Genomic DNA, 20,119 nt, shown 5'->3' on the forward strand with positions numbered 1-20,119 from the left:
TTCAGTCTCCTTAAGGCAATAAACGCTCACGTTCCCAAAGTGATTCAACCGTTTCACGCTCACGAATCAGATGCGCCTGATCACCATCCACCATCACTTCAGCAGCACGGCCACGACTGTTATAGTTTGAACTCATTACGAAACCATATGCACCAGCCCCAAGAACTGCTAGTACATCATTTTCTTTAATGGCAAGCTCGCGTTCTTTGCCCAGGAAATCGCCTGTTTCACAGATCGCGCCCACCACATCCCATTCTTTTGTTTCCACATCTGTACGCGGTGTCACAGACTGAATATCCATCCATGCTTCATATAAAGCTGGACGAATCAGGTCATTCATCGCGGCATCAATGATGGCAAAGTTACGGTGATTGGTTGGTTTCAGCAGATCCACTTTGGTCAGTAAAACACCTGCATTGGCAGAGATACTACGACCCGGCTCCATATAAACTTTCAGGCCCAGTTTTTCTAAAGCCGGACGCATGGCATTGGCATATTCTTCAACCGATGGGGGTGTTTCATCTTTATATGTCACACCCAGACCACCACCGATATCGATGTGTTTCAAGTTGATGCCCATGTCTTTCAGCTTGTCGATCATCACAATGACACGATCCAGCGCATCAACAAACGGCTGAGTTTCAGTCAACTGCGAACCGATATGACAGTCAATCCCGACCACTTCAAGATTTGGCAATGATGCTGCATAAGCATAGGTATCAAATACGCTATCTGATGGAATACCAAATTTGTTTTCTTTTAAACCAGTGGAAATATATGGATGAGTCTTGGCATCAACATCCGGATTAACACGTAGAGAAATCGGCGCTTTAACCTTAAGTTCAGCCGCTACTTTCTGAATACGGTCCAGTTCGGCATAAGATTCCACATTAAAACAGGCGATGCCTACTTCTAATGCCTTTTTAATATCTGCTTCAGATTTACCCAAGCCTGAGAATACGATTTTTGAAGGCTCACCACCGGCTTTCAAGACACGAGCCAGTTCACCACCAGTCACGATATCGAAACCAGCACCCTTCTTGGCCAATACATTCAATACCGCAAGATTAGAGTTTGACTTTACCGCAAAACAGATTTGATGATCGATAAAGCTAAAAGCACGGTCCATATCCAGATAATGCTTTTCAAAAGTTGCTTTTGAATAAACATAAAGTGGTGTGCCAAATTGCTCTGCGAGCTGTTGCAGTGAACATTGCTCAGCATGCAATACCCCATTAATGCGGGTGAAACTCATGAATGTATCCTTTCTCTGAAAGTCTTAAGGAGATGGTGTTGAATCGGATTCAGCGGGCGCTTCAAATTGCTGCTTGACCGGCGCATCCTGTTGTTCATCTGATACTTGCGGTGCAGATTCAGTATTTTTATAGAGTAAATACTTGGCACGTTTATCGTAGTTTGGATCATTTGGAAGATGTAAAGCTCCCGACTGCCCACAACCGACCAAGGCAAAACCGACTGTAATTAAACTGATGTAGCAAATGACCTGACGCATCTGACCACCTATATGAGTATTTTCGATGAAGTATAACGCGATCATCCACATGACCAAAGCGCTAAACGCTAGAGAGTATATTCAGACATAAAAAAACGCCAGCAGATCGCTGACGTTTTTATTGATATGGATTATTTATGTTTCTGTTTATATAAGCCTAAATATCCAATAATCAGCAAAATGAACCACACCGGGCTGACCATCAAGGCACGACGGGTATCATCTTCCAGCGACAACACACCAATCATGCCGACAAAGAAAATAATCACGATCCAGCAAGTCACCAACCCACCAGGCAACTTGAATATGGATTTAGCATGCAATTCCGGACGGGTACGGTAATAGATCATGTAGCTCCAGATAATGATCAGCCATACACAGATAAACAGAATAGTCGACAAAGTTGTTGCCAAAGTAAATGCTTCAACCGTATTCGGCACGAAGTACTGTAATGCTGCACCGAGCAATAAACAGATCGCAGAGAAATACAAAGCATTGGCTGGAACGGCGCGCGAATTCAAACGACCAAAGGCTTTCGGTGCCTGTTCTTCCCGAGACAAACCAAACAGCATACGGCTGGTTGAGAACACCCCACTGTTCATCGATGACATTACTGATGACAACACTACCAGGTTCATGATGATTGCAGCCGCTGCAATACCTGCCTGACTGAACAGATTCACAAACGGAGAAACATTTGGATTGATCTGATCCCATGGCGTTACTGACATCACAATGATCAGAGCCAGCACATAGAAAATAATGATACGGATCGGGATCGAGTTCACCGCTTTAGGTAAGTTACGCTCTGGATCTTTGGTTTCAGCAGCCGTAGTACCGACCAGCTCTACACCCACAAAGGCGAAAATCGCAATCTGGAAACCGGCCAGGAAGCCCATAGTCCCTGTCGGGAATAAACCGCCATGATCCCAGATATGCGCAAATGAAGCGACCGTACCTGCATCATTAGTAAAGCCAGTAAAGATCATCCACAGACCCACACCAATCAAAACAATAATGGCGATAATCTTGATCAAAGCAAACCAGAATTCCATTTCACCAAACAGTTTCACGGTTGCCAGGTTCAAGCCCATAATAAAGACAATAGAGGCAATACTGATCAACACGCCTTCACCCGGAGTAAATGGCAGACCGTTATTAAAGAATTGCAAGTAATAGATAATGGCTGACAAATCCGCGATACCAATCGTGATCCAGCATAACCAGTAGGTCCAGCCGACAAAATAACCTGCCCACGGCCCGATCAGATCGGTGGCAAAATCAATGAAAGATTTATATTGCAGATTGGATAACAGTAATTCACCCAACGCGCGCATGACTAGAAACACCATAAAACCGATGATCATATAGATCACCAGAATGGATGGCCCTGCCAGACTAATGGTTTTACCTGAACCCATAAACAGGCCGGTGCCAATCGCACCCCCAATGGCAATTAACTGCAGGTGCCGGTTGGATAAACTACGCTGTAGCTCACCATCTTCCGATGATGAGTGACTATATTTTTCTGACATTATTTCATTTCAACTTTGAGTTTTAATCGCGACAAATTAACGTAAAAAACCCGGAATACAAAAAGAAAATTCGCATCATTTGTATTTTCCAACTAATCTTGCAAGTTAATTTATTTTTCTTATATCAATATTCATTTATCTTTAGTCTTAGTTTTAGGGCGCAATGAATACAGGATTTTTCTTGTCAAAGCGCTGAAACTATGTAAAAAATAGAATACAAATCCGCCAATATTCGCGTTTAGGATGAGCGCGCATGGCATAGCAATTGCTTTTCAATCAACATCTCAAATAAAGCTGACACGGATAAATAAGAAGAAATTTATGCAAAATTTACAAAGCATCATGGAAACCGTCAGTGGCTGGGTCTGGGGCCCTTATATGCTGGTCCTCATTGTCGGTACCGGTATATTCCTGACCTTCCGCCTGCTGTTCTGGCAGTTCCGCATGTTGCCACTGGCCTTTAAACAGGTTTTTGGCAAACACCCTTCGCATGAAGGCGATATTTCCCAGTTTGGCTCACTCATGACCGCACTGTCAGCTACCATCGGTACCGGTAATATTGCCGGTGTGGCAACTGCCTGTGTGCTGGGTGGTCCTGGGGCCGTATTCTGGATGTGGATGACTGCCCTGTTCGGAATGGCAACCAAATATGGCGAAGGTGTACTGGCCGTCAAATACCGGGTTAAAAATGAACGCGGTGAAATGTCTGGCGGTCCAATGTATTACATTGAGCGTGGCCTGAAATGGAAATGGCTGGCGCTGATCTTTGCGTTCTTTGGTGCTGTCGCATCTTTCGGAATTGGTAGTTCAGTTCAGTCCAACACTGTTGCACTTGCAGTAGAAAATGGTTTCGGTCTGGAAACCTGGGTTACAGGGATCGTGATCACTGCGTTTTCTGCACTGGTAATTCTAGGCGGGATTAAGTGGATTTCTAGAGCTGCTTCCTTCATCGTTCCAATTATGGCGATTGGTTATGTAGCGGGCGGTCTGATCATTATTTTCACCCATCTCGATTTAGTGGGTCCTGCACTAAAAATGATTTTCACCTATGCTTTTACTGGTGAAGCTGCCGTAGGTGGTGCGATTGGTGCGGCGATTCGTTATGGTGTCGCGCGTGGTGTCTTCTCGAATGAAGCTGGTATGGGTTCGGCACCGATTGCCGCTGCTGCTGCAAAAACCGATCATCCTGCCCGTCAAGGTCTGGTTTCCATGACCGGAACTTTTATTGACACGATTATTGTCTGTTCGATTACCGGTATTGTTCTGGTGATGGGCTTCATCATGGCCGGCAGTGATTTTGGTGGACAAACCGGTGCTGTTCTGACCGTTTCTACATTTAACAAACTGCTGCCAGGTGTTGGTGGCTGGATTGTGACCTTCGGCATTATCTTCTTCGCCTATTCCACCATTTTAGGCTGGAGCTACTACGGGGAAAAATGTGCAACCTATCTGCTCGGTGAGAAATTTGTATTCCCTTATCGCATCATCTATATCCTGTCAGTATTTATTGGCTGTGTCGCGACACTAGATCTGGTCTGGCTGTTTGCAGATACCTTCAACGGTTTGATGGCCATTCCAAACCTGATCGGCCTGTTACTGCTGTCTGGGGTGATCGTGAAAGAATCTAAAGATTTTATTGCTCGCCGTAAATCAGGTGAACTGTATTAATCAAATTTAAAACCCTTAATAAAAAGGCCACGTTCATCGTGGCTTTTTTATTATTTAAGTTTGCTAAAAATATCAGTTCACACGACCAGAAAATTCATCGTCATCATCATGAGCTTGATTTAGATTTAAGAACTCTTCACGATCGGCTTCAATCTCAAGAGCAGTTTCTAGAGATAATACAAAGAACAGCACTCCCGGAATCTTCATCTCCCCTTCGGCATCTTCCAGATGTTCACTGACCATTTGGTAAATTGGATTGGCTTCATCAAATGGTACATCGATATAAAGATCACCTGAATAACTTTCAATTACGCCAGGCTGTTCTATGCCCATACAGGGTGCAAAATTAATTTGGCGTTGCTCCAGCCATCCCATCAGGTTCTGACGTAAATGATAGGACTCAGCATCTGCATTTTCATGTTCGTAATTTTCAAAATGTACAAATAATACATCACGGTCTTTTTCACGTGCGATTGCATCGATATGTTTTAAAAGTTGTGGCATGTCAGGTTTCCTGTACCCGTGATGAATTTTCTCATTATAGGAGGTATTTCACTTTCATGTAGAAAGGTTAATCCATATGCGTCATATGCTGACGTAAATCAGTGACTTTTTCAGCCAAAGGTCTTGGTTTTCAGTCTCATTCACCGCTATGCTGTAGACCCCATTCCCAATATTTATTTTCGGAAATTATGGCTAAAGCAAAAAGTGTGTATCGTTGTGAACAATGTGGAGCAGACCATCCTAAATGGGCGGGTCAGTGTTCTGAATGTGGGGAATGGAACAGTCTGGTAGAAGTCAGTATTGCGCCAGCAACGACACATCGTGCTCAGCCAAAAATTGGAGGTTATGCCGGTCAGGCAGCAGCGATTACCACCTTAAACAAAGTCTCCGTTTCACATGAAACCCGGTTGCAAACCGGGATTGGTGAGTTTGACCGAGTCTTAGGCGGTGGTCTCGTTACAGGTTCTGTGGTGCTGATTGGTGGTGACCCGGGGATTGGTAAGTCAACTATCCTATTGCAAACCGCAACCCATATGGCAGCAGGCAATAGCTCTGCCCTGTATGTGACAGGTGAAGAATCTTTATCTCAGGTGGCATTACGCGCCCAGCGTCTGGACTTACCAACTAACCAACTGAAAGTCATGGCAGAAACCTGTGTGGAACGCATTTGCGAGGTGCTTGCACAGGAACGTCCTGCTGTTGCGATTTTGGACTCGATTCAGACTTTATATACCGAAACCTTGCAGTCTGCACCAGGTGGTGTGTCACAGATTCGTGAATCTGCAGCCCTACTGACCCGTTTCGCCAAAAATAGCGGCACTGCCCTGTTTATTGTCGGTCATGTGACCAAAGAAGGTGCCTTAGCAGGTCCGCGTGTATTGGAACATATGGTGGACTGTGTGCTGTATTTTGAAGGCCAGTCGGATTCTCGTTACCGTATGATCCGCGCAGTCAAAAACCGTTTCGGTGCAGTCAATGAACTTGGCGTCTTTGGCATGACCGATAAAGGTCTGCGCGAAGTCGCCAATCCATCTGCCATTTTCCTCAGTCGTTATGATGAAGCGATTCCAGGTTCCATCGTCATGATTAGCCGTGAAGGAACTCGCCCACTCCTGGTTGAAGTTCAGGCTTTGGTCGATGATGCCCATGGCCAGCCACGCCGTGTAGCCTTAGGTTTAGAACAGAATCGTCTGAATATGCTGCTGGCCGTGATGCACCGTCATGGTGGCGTACAAACATCCGGACAGGATGTCTATGTCAATATCGTCGGTGGTTTAAAGATTACCGAAACTGGTTCTGACCTGGCTGTACTTTTAGCCTGTGCATCCAGTATTCGGACTAAAGCCTTGCCTCAGCAACTCGCTGTTTTTGGTGAGGTTGGTCTTTCTGGTGAAATTCGTCCGGTGCCGAATGGTCAGGAGCGTCTGAAGGAAGCCGTTAAACACGGTTTTAAATATATTATTTTGCCGCGTGCCAATGCACCGCAAAAACCGATTCCCGGCGTGCAGGTCATTGCTGTAGCCCGATTGCATGAAGCCCTGAGTGAAGCCATGAGCCTAAGTGACGAACTCAATTAGTTTTAATTGATAAATCTTGCGAAAAGCCTAAAAAAATACACATTTTTGATTGAAATCCCCTATAAAGCCTATATAAATAGAGTATTCAAATAAGTTTTTTTCACATAGGAAAATTGAATGGAAGTTCGACAGCGTGGTTTGGTTGCAGGTATTTTAACAGCAGCATTACTGGTTGCTCCTTTAACTGCTGAAGCAAAACGTGCCGGTGGCGGTAAAAGCCATGGTATGCAACGTTCTGCTGCGCCTACTCAATCTTATCAACAACCTCGTCAAGCTGCGCCAGCACAACAGGCTCCAGCCGCTGGTGCTGCAACTCAGCAAAGATCTGGTCCAGGTGTAGGTAGTATGGTTGCTGCCGGTGTAGCAGGTGCTGCAGTGGGTGCAGTTGCTGCCAATGCGCTGGCTGATGACAAAGAAGTACAAGCGGCTTCTGAAGCTCAAGCAGCTCAACAGCAACAAGAGGAAAAAGGTGGTATTCCTGGCTGGATCTGGATCTTGCTTGCTGCCGCTGTTGCCTTCTTCATTTTCCGTAAGATGGGCGTAAAAAAAAAAGTAGCTTCTAATCCATACGCTCCAAATAGTGGTGCTGGTCATTCAGCACCATTTGGTCAGACACCTCCTCGCGGTGGTGACAACACCAATATTTTTGGTCAGAACGTGGGTGGTAGCACACCAAGCACAAATGCTCCGTTTGGTTCAGCTCCGGTAAATAACGCGCCATTTGGTGCAGCCTATACTAATAGCGGCAACCAGCTTCCAGATGGAACAGAACCTGCGACTTTCTTACGTGTTGCACGTCAGCGCTTCAACCACATTCAGTCAATGAATACGGCGAGCAACATTTCAGAAATTAAACGTTACCTGACCCCTGATCTTTACCAGTCGATGTATAACGATATTATGGCAAATCAGGATCAGGACGTAGCTGAGTTCTCTAACCTGAATGCAATGGTTGTGGATTCATCGAATGAGAATGGTCAATACGTAGTAAGCGTACGCTTCACTGGTACTGTAAGTGAAGACTTGAATAGCCAACCTCAACCGTTTGCTGAAATCTGGCACTTTGTCAAACCTGCCGGTTCTCAACAAGATTGGGTGGTTGCAGGAATCCAGCAAGACTAAATTCTTATCTCATTAATCGTATATCAACAGCGGCTTTCGGGCCGCTGTTTTGCTTTCTGAATCATTGAAAAATATTTAAATTTATTCTTGTTCTCTTTCTATTCGTTTTATTGTTATTCCTCTAAACAAATAGCTTAGTTTGCGTGTTTTAAGCTCTATCAGTCGACTTTTATACAAAAGCCAGTTTTCGGATTGGCTTTTTTATTTTGAACCTTTTAATCTAGATACAAAGATATTTGAGATACTGACATGACTGAGCGTGTTTCTCCCCCTGCCACGCTGGCAAACCGCGCATTGGCAGGCAATGCCGAAGCCCAATTTGAGCTTGCCGAGCTCTATATGCAAAGCGAGCATGACGAAGACATCATGCTGGCCGAAGAGTGGGCATTGAAAGCAGCCAATGGTGGCTGGGTTGAAGCCATGTACTGGCTCGGTGAGGGTTATACGGTTTATGCCAAAGAAATCGCTGAGGAAGACCCAGAAGATTCTAAAGCTCACTTTGAGTTAGCCTATTACTGGTTGAGCAAAGCCAATTTCGAAAAACACCCTGCGGCAACTTTGGAGCTGGCCGGCTTTTACCGACGTGGTGATGTGGTCGAAAAAGATGTCGCAAAATCCATTGCTCTTGTAAAGCAAGCAGCTGAATGGGGCGAAGTTCAAGCCATGCGTGATCTTGCCTTTATTTATGCCAATGGTCTTGGTGTGGTCGCTGATGACATACAGGCAGATTATTGGACTAAGAAAGCAGATGAAATTGAGCAGGACATAGAATAAATAACAAGCCCGTCAGATGATGGGCTTTTTATTATTAAATTTTATTTACTATACTTTCTACTTGTTCAATTAAATCATCTAGCATTTCATTTAAACGAATAAGATCATGAAACCTCATTACACTAAAATTACTATGATCAATTTTTTCTTGCTGTCTCAATAAGACTTTTGTTCTTTGAGTTTTAGAATATTTATAGTCTTCACGTGTAAGATTCGCACGTATTTTTCTTAACTCACTTATATCATGTGAAAGGAATACAATATATTTATCATCTATTAGACTTGGTATAGAGTGTGCTATTAAATTCCTAATGAATAGATTCTTTTTTATTTTTTCAAATAATATATTTGTTATAGGAGTAAAGAACTCTTGTATTTCATGACACTCAATCAGCTGTGCCAATGGTAAAGTTTTTACTTGACCTTTATAGGTTGCAACTTCCATATAAGTTACTAATCTTTTTAAATGTACCTCTAATTTATTAAAGTTGATTAACAGATCCATTATTAATAATTTATGACCTGCTTTTAGTTCATTCTTCCCCAAGAAAACCAATGGATTCTCTTGCATAAGTACATCTATATATTTAGTAACCTCTTCTAAATCATCCATAATATTTCCTTAGTTTAATTTTAGAACAATATATTTTTATTACCTTGTTTACAACTTGGCTATCACTTTAAATCCAAGTACAATACCCCGCTAGTCGAGGGATGCTGCGACGTTTTACAGGTACGAAATGTAAAAGCGCCAGGCTCGACGATCGGTCCATCTTTTTCTAGACAGACCAACAACGGCATCCGCGAACTGAATGATCAATTATTGTTTTTTATAAGGAGATCGTGATGAACGCGGTTAATGCTTCATTTACAGATTATAAAGTTGCCGATATTTCCCTAGCTGACTACGGCCGTAAAGAAATCAAACTTGCAGAAGCTGAAATGCCAGCCCTCATGGGTCTGCGTAAACGCTACTCAGCTGCTAAACCGCTTGCTGGTGCCAAAATCCTTGGCTGTATCCACATGACTATTCAAACTGCGGTTTTAATTGAAACTCTGGTTGAATTAGGCGCTGAAGTTCGCTGGACTTCTTGTAACATCTTCTCTACTCAAGATCACGCTGCTGCTGCAATCGCTGCTCGTGGTATTCCTGTATTTGCTTGGAAAGGCGAAACAGAAGAAGAATACATGTGGTGTCTTGAACAACAGATCAATGTGAACGGCAAACCTTGGGATGCCAACATGATTCTGGATGATGGCGGTGACTTAACTGCTGTTGTTCACGAAAAATATCCTGAACTGATTGCAAAAATCCACGGTATTACTGAAGAAACAACTACAGGTGTAGCACGTCTTCTGGAAATGTGGAAAGACGGCTCTCTGAAAGTTCCTGCGATCAACGTCAACGATTCAGTAACCAAGTCTAAAAACGACAACAAATACGGTTGCCGTCACTCTCTAAATGATGCGATCAAACGTGCAACTGACATGCTGCTTTCTGGCCGTCGTGCGTTAGTGATCGGCTATGGTGACGTAGGTAAAGGTTCTGCTCAGTCTCTTCGTCAAGAAGGTATGATCGTACGTGTATCTGAAATCGATCCAATCTGTGCGATGCAAGCATGCATGGACGGTTATGAAGTGGTTTCTCCATACAAAAATGGCGTTCAAACTGGCAAAAAAGAAGATGTGAACGTTGATCTTCTTCAAAATACCGACCTGATCGTGACTACCACTGGTAACTACCACGTATGTGACGCTGCAATGTTAGATACACTGAAAGCTGGCGCAGTGGTTTGTAACATCGGTCACTTCGACACTGAAATCGATACTAATTACCTACGTGGTTACAAATGGGTTGAAGTAAAACCTCAAGTACACCAAGTATATCGTTCAGAAAATGAAAATGATTACCTGATTCTGCTTTCTGAAGGTCGTCTGGTGAACCTGGGTAATGCAACTGGTCACCCATCACGTGTGATGGACGGTTCATTTGCGAACCAAGTATTGGGTCAAATGCACCTGTTCGCTGAGAAATTTGCGGATCTTCCTGAAGATCAAAAACAAGCAGCGATTCGTGTAGAACTGCTTCCTAAGAAATTAGACGAAGAAGTTGCTGCTGCAATGGTTGCCGGTTTCGGTGGTGTGCTGACTCAATTGACTCCAGAACAGGCAGATTACCTAGGTGTACCTGTTGAAGGTCCATTCAAGTCTGATGCTTATAAATACTAATTTTTGATTTCCACCTCACCCCGGCCCTCTCCTATAAGGAGAGGGAGATTTCCATTGTGAAAATTGTTATAGGGTAAGTCTTTAAAGACTTTAACTATCACAATGGGAGTCCCTTCTCCCTTTGGGAGAAGGTTAGGATGAGAGTAATCTATAAAATACAAGTATTTATAAAAAGGATTTGAACATGTCTAAACAGATTCCAATTTCTTTTGAGTTTTTCCCGACTAAAACTGATGCGGGTGCGGAAAAGCTCAAAACCGTACATCAAGAACTACAACTGCTGAATCCAGAATTCTTCTCTGTGACATATGGAGCAGGTGGTTCAACACGCGAACGTACTTTATCTACGATCAATGACTTTAATGGTAAAGATACACCCGTTGCCCCTCACCTGTCTTGTATCGGTGATGACAAAGCGCGTATTGCGGAACTGCTTGATCTATACAAGTCACAAGGGATCGATCGTATTGTCGCGCTGCGTGGTGACTTGCCATCTGGTCAGGTGGGCCTGGGTGAACTGCCATATGCACAGGATCTGGTTCGCTTTATCCGTGAACATTCAGGTGACCATTTCCATATTGAAGTTGCCGCTTATCCTGAAATGCATCCACAAGCAGACAGCTTTGATAAAGACATTCAGCACTTTGTGGATAAAGTAAATGCTGGTGCCAATGCGGCATTGACCCAGTTCTTCTTTAACCCGGATGCATACTTCTACTTTGTAGACCGTATCCAGAAAGCAGGCATTGATATTCCAGTAGCGCCAGGTATCATGCCAATTACCAATGCCAGCAACCTGATTCGCTTCGCAGATGGTACAGGTGCTGAAATTCCACGCTGGATTCGCAAGCAACTGGCAACTTATGGGGATGACACTGCAAGCATTAAAGCCTTTGGTCATGAAGTCGTCGTAAAATTCTGCGAACGCCTGATTGCTGGCGGTGCACCAAGCCTGCATTTCTACACCATGAATACCACTGATCCAACCCGTCAACTTGTTAAAGACCTCGGTCTTGCATAAGTAAAATACCTGATTTGAGAGTAAAACTTTAATGCCACGTTTTTTTATTGAAGCTGATTTAGCAGTAGATACCACTGTAGAACTGACTGAAACAGTGTTTCATCATTGGGTTAAAGTTTTACGTGCTCAAGTCGGCGAAAAAGCCACCCTGTTCAATGGACAAGGTGGCGAATATGAAGTTGAACTGGTTGAAGTTTCCAAAAAGTCGGCTGCTGTACAGGTCAATAGTTATAACCCTACTGATCGCACACCCAAATTTAAGGCTTTGCTTGGCCAGGTCATGAGTAAAGGTGACCGCATGGATTATGCGATCCAGAAAGCGGTCGAACTGGGTGTATCTGAAATTCAGCTTTTAACCTCTGAACGCTGTGAGATGCGCCTGAAATATGATCGTGATCAGAAGAAACTGGATCATTGGCAAGGTGTAGCCATTGCCGCTTGTGAACAGTGTGGAATGAACATTGTTCCTAAAATTTTAGCGCCAATGTCACTTGAAAAATGGCTGGAAACCGATCTTCCTCATACCAAACTGGTGCTAGCGCCAAATAAAGAAGAAATTGATGTTCTGGTGAATGCCACGCCGGATATTGCCTTGCTGATTGGCCCTGAAGGCGGCTTGCGTGAAGCAGAAATCCTAGCGGCGAATGCGCAAGGCTTTGTCAATTGGTGTATTGGTGAACGTGTCCTGCGTACCGAAACTGCTCCTGTCGTTGCCCTCTCAATTTTGAATTACACTATTTAAGCGGTCAAAATTGTAAAATTTAGTTATTAATTTTATTGATTTTTATTTATAAGCATTCTACTCTTGAGTCAATAATAATGAAACACATATTGATTGATTTAAGAATCATTCAGGCTTGAATAAAAATTAAAATCTAGGATAAAAACCGTTCAGGACGAATACAAGGCACTTAATTATATGATTGATAATCAAGAGGCTTATATCAAAGAGCACTTGCATCGTGCTCAGATTGCGAACACGCTTCGACATAGCCGATATTTTCTGTTAAGTATCATGATTATTTGCCTCTATATTTTCTGTGTTTATCACATTCAATATAGCTTATCGAATAGTTACTTTAATCTCTGGTTTATCCTGACTGAAATTACCGTCAGCATGTGCTGGCTCATCAATACCCTGTATTTTAAGCCTGAACAATATCAACTAAAAAATGCGCATTACTGGTTACAAATTCAGAGCCTTGCGGTAGGTTGCTGTATCGCTTCCGGTATTTCCCTGATTTATTATTACTTGCCGCAGGCCAATATTAAGTTTGATGAAATAGAAGCACTGACTCTATCAGCCTTGCTATTAATAGTGACTCAAGCTTTCGGTCTGACTTATTTAACCCAGAAGCTCAGTTATTTTTCACTGGTATTTTTGCCTTCATTGGTACCCTTTTTACTCTTTCAATTTTTTCATATCTCAGGTGCCAATCCAGTCTTTGGTCTAGCCTTAAATTTTGCAGTCATTGTGATCCTGCTCTGTGCCAATAGTACCTATCGTATTCATACCCGTACTTCCCGCCTTTATGCAGAAAATGAATTGCTGGTGAATAATGCCGAACAACAGGTCGCCTGGACGGATGAACTGTGCAAACAGCTACAAACGGAAGTCAATAAATCAAAAGATATCGAACTGGAGCTACAACTCAGCAATCAACTACTAGAGCAGAAAGTTCGTGAACGTACTTATGATATTGAACAGATTAATATTGATCTGAAAAACCAGCAGCAAAACCTTGAACTGACTCATGAAATCGCCGGTATCCGTCCATGGGACTGGAATATCAAAGACCGCAGTATTTTGCTGACCAATCATAAAGATGAGAAGGTACAACGGAAATCCAGTGAGCATCATTTGCAGTTACAACATATGATTCATCCCGATGATCTGGCTGCATTCAAAAGCAATATGAAACAGCATCTGCGTGGGAAAACTGAGCGCTATGAAGTAACTTACCGGATTCAGCAAGCGCCGGGAGTCTGGAGTTGGGTACATGATGTAGGTCGGGTGATCAGTCGCGATCCCGAAACTCACCGTCCTTTACGCATGGTGGGAATTTTGCGTGATATTCAACAGGAACGTAGTTCTCAAGAACGCCTGAAACTGGCAGCCAGTGTAATTGAGCAAGCAGCTGAAGGGATCTTCATCCTAAATGATGAATTACGTTATATCGAAGTGAACCCTTATTTCGAAAATTTGTCCGGTTTTGAACGTAATGACATCTTGGGTAAATATCTATTTGATATTACTGCGAGTCATAAGTCACAGCAGCGCAGCATTCATTCCAATATCATCAAACAAGTTGTGAAAATCGGTTCTTTTGATGGCGAACTGAGTGAGAAATTCCTGTCTGGCAAAGAGATGCCACTCTGGTTACATATCAATGCAATTACCGATGATGAAGGCCGTATCACTCACTATATCGGCATTGTCTCTGATCTGACTGAGCGTAAATTACAGGAACAGCGCCTGTCTTATCTGGAAAATTATGACACGCTAACTGATTTGCCAAACCGTTTTTACTATAACTACCAACTGCATCAGTATCTGATGACGCAAAAAGATTCCATCAAGAAAATGGCGGTGATTCGACTCAATATCGATCGTTTCCGTCCATTGAATGAATATCTGTCTAATAATGGCGGTGATGAGCTGTTGCGTCAGGTGGCGCAGCGCTTACGTCTGACCAATGCTGAAGCCTTGTTTGTGGCCCATCTAAATGGCGATGACTTTGCGATTTTGTATGAAATCTCGCATATTCGCCCTTCTGTACAAGAACATTGTCAACGTATTGCTGAAGCCTTCCAGGCTCCTTTCCATATTTTCGGCCAAGATTATGTGATTACCCTGTCGATGGGTGTAGCCTTCTATCCGGATCATGGTCGTCAGTTAGACTATTTAAATAACTGTGCAGAACAGGCGCTGAGTGAAGCCAAAAATCTCGGCGGGAATACTATCCATTTCTACTCCAATGAAAATACAGCTTTGCTAGAGCAAGGAATTTTCATTGAACGCGATCTGCGTAAAGCCATCCAAAATGGCGAACTCGTAGTTTATTATCAGCCGAAAATTAATTTCAATGACCAGCATATTTATGGCTTTGAAGCTTTAGTGCGCTGGAAACATCCAGAAAAAGGCATCATCCCACCTAGCTTGTTTATTCCTTTAGCCGAACAGACCAGCCTGATTTCCGAGATCGGCCGTCTGGTGATTCAGCAAACTGCCAAACAGATTCGTGAATGGAATGATCTTGGCTTTCATAATATCTGTGTCTCTGTGAATATCGTGGCGCAGCAACTGCGTCGTGGTCAGTTACTCGATGATCTGGATCAGGCCATTAGCGAAAACCAGATTTCTGGCACTAGTCTGGAACTAGAAATTACTGAATCTTCACTGATTGAAAACTCTGAATCTGTCAAAAATCTGCTGAACCAGATCAAGCAGCGCCAGATTAATATCTCGCTGGATGATTTTGGAACCGGTTATTCTTCTTTATCCTATCTTGCCGATTTTCCTATTGATATTCTCAAAATTGACCGCAGTTTTGTCTCTAAAATTGGCGAACATAAACAGGAAGCAATTGTCAGCGCCATGGTCGCGATGGGCAAAGCCATGGGCATGACTGTCGTCGCTGAAGGTATTGAAACTGAAGAACAGCTGCAATATCTACGTGATTTAGATTGTGATATTGCCCAAGGCTACTTCTTCTCCAAGCCATTGCCTGAACTGGAAGCAACTGCGTATTTAGAACAGAATCGCGTCGCTGAAACTTATATATATCAAGTCTAAGTCTATATCTACCTCGAATAATATTGTCGCAAAAATGGTCGACTTTGACTGGGCTAAGTGCTTAACAAATGTTATATTCAGAGCCATAAATGCAATTTTTTACCCGCTTTCTGGGTAATCTTTACAACGATAGAGATACAGATGGACGAACAATCTTTAAAGCAGCAGGCTCTTTACTATCACGAATTCCCTACTCCAGGAAAAATCAGCGTTACACCAAGCAAACAATTGGTCAACCAACGTGACTTAGCCCTTGCTTACTCGCCTGGCGTTGCCGCACCATGTCTTGAGATTGAACGTGATCCTTCAACAGCTGCCCTATATACCGCACGCGGTAACCTGGTTGCAGTGGTCAGTAACGGTACAGCAGTTCTTGGTTTGGGTAATATTGGCCCATTGGCGTCTAAACCGGTCATGGAAGGTAAAGGCGTACTGTTCAAAAAATTTGCGGGTGTTGATGTATTCGATATCGAAATTGCTGAAAATGATCCAGACAAGATTGTTGATATTGTCGCTTCTCTAGAGCCCACTTTTGGCGGGATCAACCTGGAAGACATTAAGGCTCCAGAATGTTTCTATATTGAACAGAAACTTCGTGAACGCATGAAAATTCCTGTGTTCCACGATGACCAGCATGGTACTTCAATCATTGTAGGTTCTGCTCTTCTGAATGCTTTGCAATTAAACGGCAAAAAAATTGATGAAATCAAGATCATTGCTTCAGGTGCCGGCGCTGCTGCCCTATCTTGCTTGAACTTGCTTTGTGCCCTTGGCGCGAAAAAAGAAAATATCATCGTTGCTGACTCACGTGGTCTATTAACAACTAAACGTGAAGGTCTGGACGAATCTAAAAAAGCATATGTACAAGACATTGATGCCTCTCAGATCGGTGATGTGATTGCAGGTGCAGACATGTTCCTGGGTCTTTCTGCAGCCGGTATTCTCACCAAAGAAATGGTGAAACTGATGGCCAAAGATCCAATTATCTTTGCCTTGGCGAATCCAGATCCAGAAATTCTGCCTGAACATGCACACGAAATTCGTGATGACGTCATCATGGCGACTGGCCGTTCTGACTATCCGAACCAGGTAAACAATGCACTGTGCTTCCCTTACATCTTCCGCGGTGCATTAGACGTTGGTGCCACCACCATTAATGAAGAAATGAAAATTGCCTGCGTACACGCGATTGCACGTATGGCACACGTAGAAGCAGATGCTGCATCTTATGGAGAAAAATCAGCTTCTTTCGGCCGTGATTACCTGATTCCTGGTCCACTGGATCAACGCCTGATTCTGGAAATTGCGCCTGCAGTTGCTCAAGCTGCAATGGATTCTGGCGTGGCAACTCGTCCAATTCAGGATTTCTCGGCATATCGTCAACGTCTGTCTGAGTTTGTTTACAACTCAGCCTTCATGATGAAACCAATCTTTGCACAAGCTAAAACAGATCCTAAACGTATCGCTTATGCAGAAGGTGAAGACCTGCGTGTACTGCGTGCTGCGCAAATTGCAGTGGATGAAGGCTTGGCAAAACCGATTCTGGTGGGTCGTCCAGCAGTCATCGAAGCCAATATCAAGAAATTAGGCTTACGTCTTGAAGATGGTGTGAATATCACTATCGTGGATCAGGAAAAGAACCCAGATTACGAAAAATTTGCAGATGACTATTACAACCTGATGCAACGTAAAGGTGTAACGCCTGAATATGCACACCGTGAAGCACGTCGCCGTTCTACCCTGATCGCTGCGATGCTGGTACGTCATGGCATGGCGGACGGTATGTTATGTGGTACTTACTCAAGCTATGACATCCATCTGGACTTTGTCAGCAATGTCATCGGCAAACAGGATGGCCATAATACCTTCTTCACCTTAAACGCATTAATGCTTGAAGAGCGCAACCTGTTTATCGCGGATACCTACATCAACCGTAATCCAACGGCTGAACAGCTTGCTGAGATGACGATTCTGGCTGCTGAAGAAGTACGTCGTTTCGGTATTACTCCACGTGTTGCCCTACTTTCTCACTCTAGCTTCGGTTCAGACCAGCACGATGCCAGCGCACAAAAAATGCGCCGTGTATATGAAATCCTTTCTGAAACTGCACCTGAGCTTGAAGTTGAAGGTGAAATGCATGGTGATGCAGCACTGGACGAAAATATCCGTCAGTTTGCATTCCCGAACTCTCGTTTCAAAGGTTCTGCAAACTTGCTGATCATGCCAAATCTGGATGCAGCCAATATTTCGTTTAACCTGTTAAAAGCAACTTCAGGTAATAACGTGACCATTGGTCCTATCCTGCTTGGTGCTGCGAAACCTGTTCATATCCTGACACCAACTGCAACGACTCGTCGCGTAGTGAATATGACTGCGTTAACTGTCGCTGAAATTCAGGAAGCAGAAAAAAACGCGCTTTAAAGAATGTACGCATCAGCGTAACTTCTTGACTTGAGAAAACCTCTATTCTGTAGCATGATGCTTGTAAGAATAGAGGTTTTTTCATGCAAGTTTATTTAGTAGGCGGTGCAGTTCGGGATCATTTACTTGGACACCCCTATCACGAAAAAGATTATGTGGTTGTCGGCGCGACGCCGGAACAATTGCTTGCTAAAGGTTTTCAACCTGTTGGCAAGGACTTCCCTGTTTTTCTTCATCCTGAAACCAAAGACGAATATGCTCTGGCACGTACCGAACGCAAGTCTGGCTATGGTTATCATGGTTTCGAATTTTATACCGATATTAGTGTTACCTTGGAAGAGGATCTGATCCGCCGTGACCTGACCATCAACGCCATGGCCATGGATGATTCAGGTAAGATTTATGATCCTTATGGCGGTCAAAAAGATCTGGCTGATCGTGTACTGCGTCATGTATCAGAAGCTTTTGTCGAAGATCCTTTACGTGTTTTAAGGATTGCCCGCTTTGCTGCGCGTTATCAACATCAGGGTTTTAGCATTGCAGAAGAAACGTTGGTGCTGATGAAGCAGCTGGCGGAATCGGGCGAGCTTAATGCATTGACACCTGAGCGGGTCTGGAAAGAAACCACACGCGCACTGATGGAACAGGATGCAGATGTGTATTTTGAAGTATTACGTAGTTGTGGTGCTTTAAAAGTGCTGTTCCCGGAACTGGATGCCTTATATGGCATTCCGCAACGTCCTGAATATCATCCGGAAATTGACTGTGGTATTCATACCATGATGTCTTTACAGCAAGCCTGCCGCCAAAATTATAGTCTGGATGTTCGTTTTGCAGTTCTGGTTCATGACCTGGGTAAGGCATTAACCCCTGTTGAAGAATTGCCACGCCATATCATGCATGAAGAACGTGGGATCAAACCGGTAAATGAGCTATGTGAACGTTTAAGAGTTCCAACTCATACCAAACAGCTGGCATTGGCAGTTTGTAAAGAACACTTAAAATGTCACCAGGCTTTTAACTTAAAACCTGGCACTTTATGGCGTTTATTACAGCGTCTAGATGTTTTACGTCGTCCTGAACGTGTTGAAGCGTTTGTACAGGCCTGTGAATGTGACTCTCGCGGTCGCTTGGGTCTGGAAAATCGTGCTTATCCTCAGGCTCAATATGTGCTGGATGCCATGCAGGTTGTACGTAGCATCAAAGCACAAGATTTACCACCGGAAATTCAAGGTCCGGATATTGGTGAAATGCTGATTGAACAACGGATTGCGGCTTTGGCAGAACTGAAAGAACAGCATAGTGCCATACTTTAAACATCAGGCTCCTTCAAGGGGCCTTTTTATTTAATATCTGAAATCTCATTCATCTCGATTTTCTATATAGATAGCAATAATTCTTTGAAGCTACTGTGCACTTGTAACACTTAAGCAAAGTAAATATTGATTATGATTGATATTATTTTTAGCTAAGAATATGTCTAATGACTTATCTCATCCGTCAACTGGATCTTGAAAAAGACCTGTATGACGTTCATCAACTCACGATTCAGCTTGGCTATCCCTCTACGCTGAAAAATATCAAACAGCGTTGGGAGCATCTCCATCAAGACAGTCATTATCAGACACTAATTATTGAACAGGATTCACATGTGATCGGCTATGCCGGTTTTATTCAGGAATACACCTGGGAATTTGACGGTGGATATTTAAGGATTCAGGCTTTTGTAATTGATCAGGCCTATCGTGGAAAAGGTATTGGCAAGCAACTGATGGCTGTTATTGAACAGATTGCAAAAGAGCAAGGCTTCAAGATGATTCAGCTCAACAGCGGAAATCGCGAAGAACGCCATCCTGCGCATGCCTTTTATCAAGGACTGGGATTTGACAGCTACAGTATTGGATTTCGCAAGCACCTGGAATGATCAGCCAGTCATGACCAGCTGATCAATCGTGGATT

At 43.5% G+C, this 20,119-nt stretch carries 16 protein-coding genes; 11 read left to right on the top strand and 5 right to left on the bottom strand.

The window, feature by feature from the left end:
* Window positions 1–10 precede the first annotated feature (10 nt).
* The 3 genes from lysA to FTU01_RS08890 all read right to left on the bottom strand — a co-directional run bounded on the left by lysA (window position 11) and on the right by FTU01_RS08890 (window position 3,048).
* Window positions 11–1,255 (bottom strand): diaminopimelate decarboxylase, encoded by a 1,245-nt coding sequence (gene lysA / locus FTU01_RS08880; protein WP_180138814.1) that lies wholly within the window; start codon window positions 1,253–1,255, stop codon window positions 11–13.
* Between the two features lie 24 nt (window positions 1,256–1,279).
* Window positions 1,280–1,513, bottom strand: a complete 234-nt coding sequence (locus tag FTU01_RS08885) for a lipoprotein (protein WP_005236736.1) — start codon at window positions 1,511–1,513, stop codon at window positions 1,280–1,282.
* Between the two features lie 131 nt (window positions 1,514–1,644).
* Window positions 1,645–3,048: an amino acid permease gene (locus FTU01_RS08890; protein WP_159124419.1), complete on the bottom strand. Its 1,404-nt coding sequence runs from the start codon at window positions 3,046–3,048 to the stop codon at window positions 1,645–1,647.
* 321 nt (window positions 3,049–3,369) lie between these two features.
* Here FTU01_RS08890 and FTU01_RS08895 point away from each other — a divergent pair, with 321 nt between their 5' ends.
* Complete coding sequence (locus FTU01_RS08895) at window positions 3,370–4,716, top strand: sodium:alanine symporter family protein (RefSeq protein ID WP_034701324.1); 1,347 nt, start codon at window positions 3,370–3,372, stop codon at window positions 4,714–4,716.
* Window positions 4,717–4,788: 72 nt separating this feature from the next.
* On the opposite strand, the gene FTU01_RS08900 is transcribed toward FTU01_RS08895, so the two are convergent.
* Window positions 4,789–5,220 (bottom strand): hypothetical protein, encoded by a 432-nt coding sequence (locus tag FTU01_RS08900; RefSeq protein WP_180138817.1) that lies wholly within the window; start codon window positions 5,218–5,220, stop codon window positions 4,789–4,791.
* Window positions 5,221–5,408: 188 nt separating this feature from the next.
* Between FTU01_RS08900 and radA the strand changes: the two genes are divergently transcribed.
* The 3 genes from radA (at window position 5,409) to FTU01_RS08915 (ending at window position 8,693) form a co-directional block, all read left to right on the top strand.
* Window positions 5,409–6,797 (top strand): DNA repair protein RadA, encoded by a 1,389-nt coding sequence (radA, locus tag FTU01_RS08905; protein ID WP_180053137.1) that lies wholly within the window; start codon window positions 5,409–5,411, stop codon window positions 6,795–6,797.
* A gap of 117 nt (window positions 6,798–6,914) precedes the next feature.
* The gene (locus FTU01_RS08910) at window positions 6,915–7,919 is read left to right on the top strand and encodes a Tim44 domain-containing protein (protein WP_180138818.1); all 1,005 of its coding nucleotides are present in this window, start codon (window positions 6,915–6,917) and stop codon (window positions 7,917–7,919) included.
* A 249-nt stretch (window positions 7,920–8,168) separates the two neighbouring features.
* Window positions 8,169–8,693, top strand: a complete 525-nt coding sequence (locus tag FTU01_RS08915) for a tetratricopeptide repeat protein (protein WP_180138820.1) — start codon at window positions 8,169–8,171, stop codon at window positions 8,691–8,693.
* 34 nt (window positions 8,694–8,727) lie between these two features.
* Here the strand turns inward: FTU01_RS08915 and FTU01_RS08920 are convergent, their stop codons facing one another.
* Entirely contained in the window at window positions 8,728–9,306 is a 579-nt protein-coding gene (locus tag FTU01_RS08920) for a hypothetical protein (protein WP_257233569.1), read from the bottom strand.
* A 233-nt stretch (window positions 9,307–9,539) separates the two neighbouring features.
* On the opposite strand from FTU01_RS08920, the gene ahcY reads away from it, so the two are divergent.
* The 7 genes from ahcY (at window position 9,540) to FTU01_RS08955 (ending at window position 20,084) form a co-directional block, all read left to right on the top strand.
* On the top strand, window positions 9,540–10,922 hold the full coding sequence (ahcY, locus tag FTU01_RS08925) for an adenosylhomocysteinase (RefSeq protein ID WP_005236746.1): 1,383 nt from the start codon (window positions 9,540–9,542) through the stop codon (window positions 10,920–10,922).
* A 184-nt stretch (window positions 10,923–11,106) separates the two neighbouring features.
* Window positions 11,107–11,943, top strand: a complete 837-nt coding sequence (metF, locus tag FTU01_RS08930; protein ID WP_179992794.1) for a methylenetetrahydrofolate reductase [NAD(P)H] — start codon at window positions 11,107–11,109, stop codon at window positions 11,941–11,943.
* 31 nt (window positions 11,944–11,974) lie between these two features.
* Entirely contained in the window at window positions 11,975–12,685 is a 711-nt protein-coding gene (locus FTU01_RS08935) for a 16S rRNA (uracil(1498)-N(3))-methyltransferase (protein WP_180138822.1), read from the top strand.
* A 177-nt stretch (window positions 12,686–12,862) separates the two neighbouring features.
* Window positions 12,863–15,739: a bifunctional diguanylate cyclase/phosphodiesterase gene (locus FTU01_RS08940; RefSeq protein ID WP_180138824.1), complete on the top strand. Its 2,877-nt coding sequence runs from the start codon at window positions 12,863–12,865 to the stop codon at window positions 15,737–15,739.
* Window positions 15,740–15,880: 141 nt separating this feature from the next.
* Window positions 15,881–18,160 (top strand): NADP-dependent malic enzyme, encoded by a 2,280-nt coding sequence (locus tag FTU01_RS08945; protein WP_005236761.1) that lies wholly within the window; start codon window positions 15,881–15,883, stop codon window positions 18,158–18,160.
* A gap of 83 nt (window positions 18,161–18,243) precedes the next feature.
* Entirely contained in the window at window positions 18,244–19,476 is a 1,233-nt protein-coding gene (locus FTU01_RS08950; protein WP_180138825.1) for a multifunctional CCA addition/repair protein, read from the top strand.
* Between the two features lie 167 nt (window positions 19,477–19,643).
* On the top strand, window positions 19,644–20,084 hold the full coding sequence (locus FTU01_RS08955; protein WP_180138827.1) for a GNAT family N-acetyltransferase: 441 nt from the start codon (window positions 19,644–19,646) through the stop codon (window positions 20,082–20,084).
* The last annotated feature ends 35 nt before the right edge of the window (window positions 20,085–20,119 follow it).

Source organism: Acinetobacter sp. YH12043 (assembly GCF_013419915.1).
Lineage (GTDB): Bacteria > Pseudomonadota > Gammaproteobacteria > Pseudomonadales > Moraxellaceae > Acinetobacter.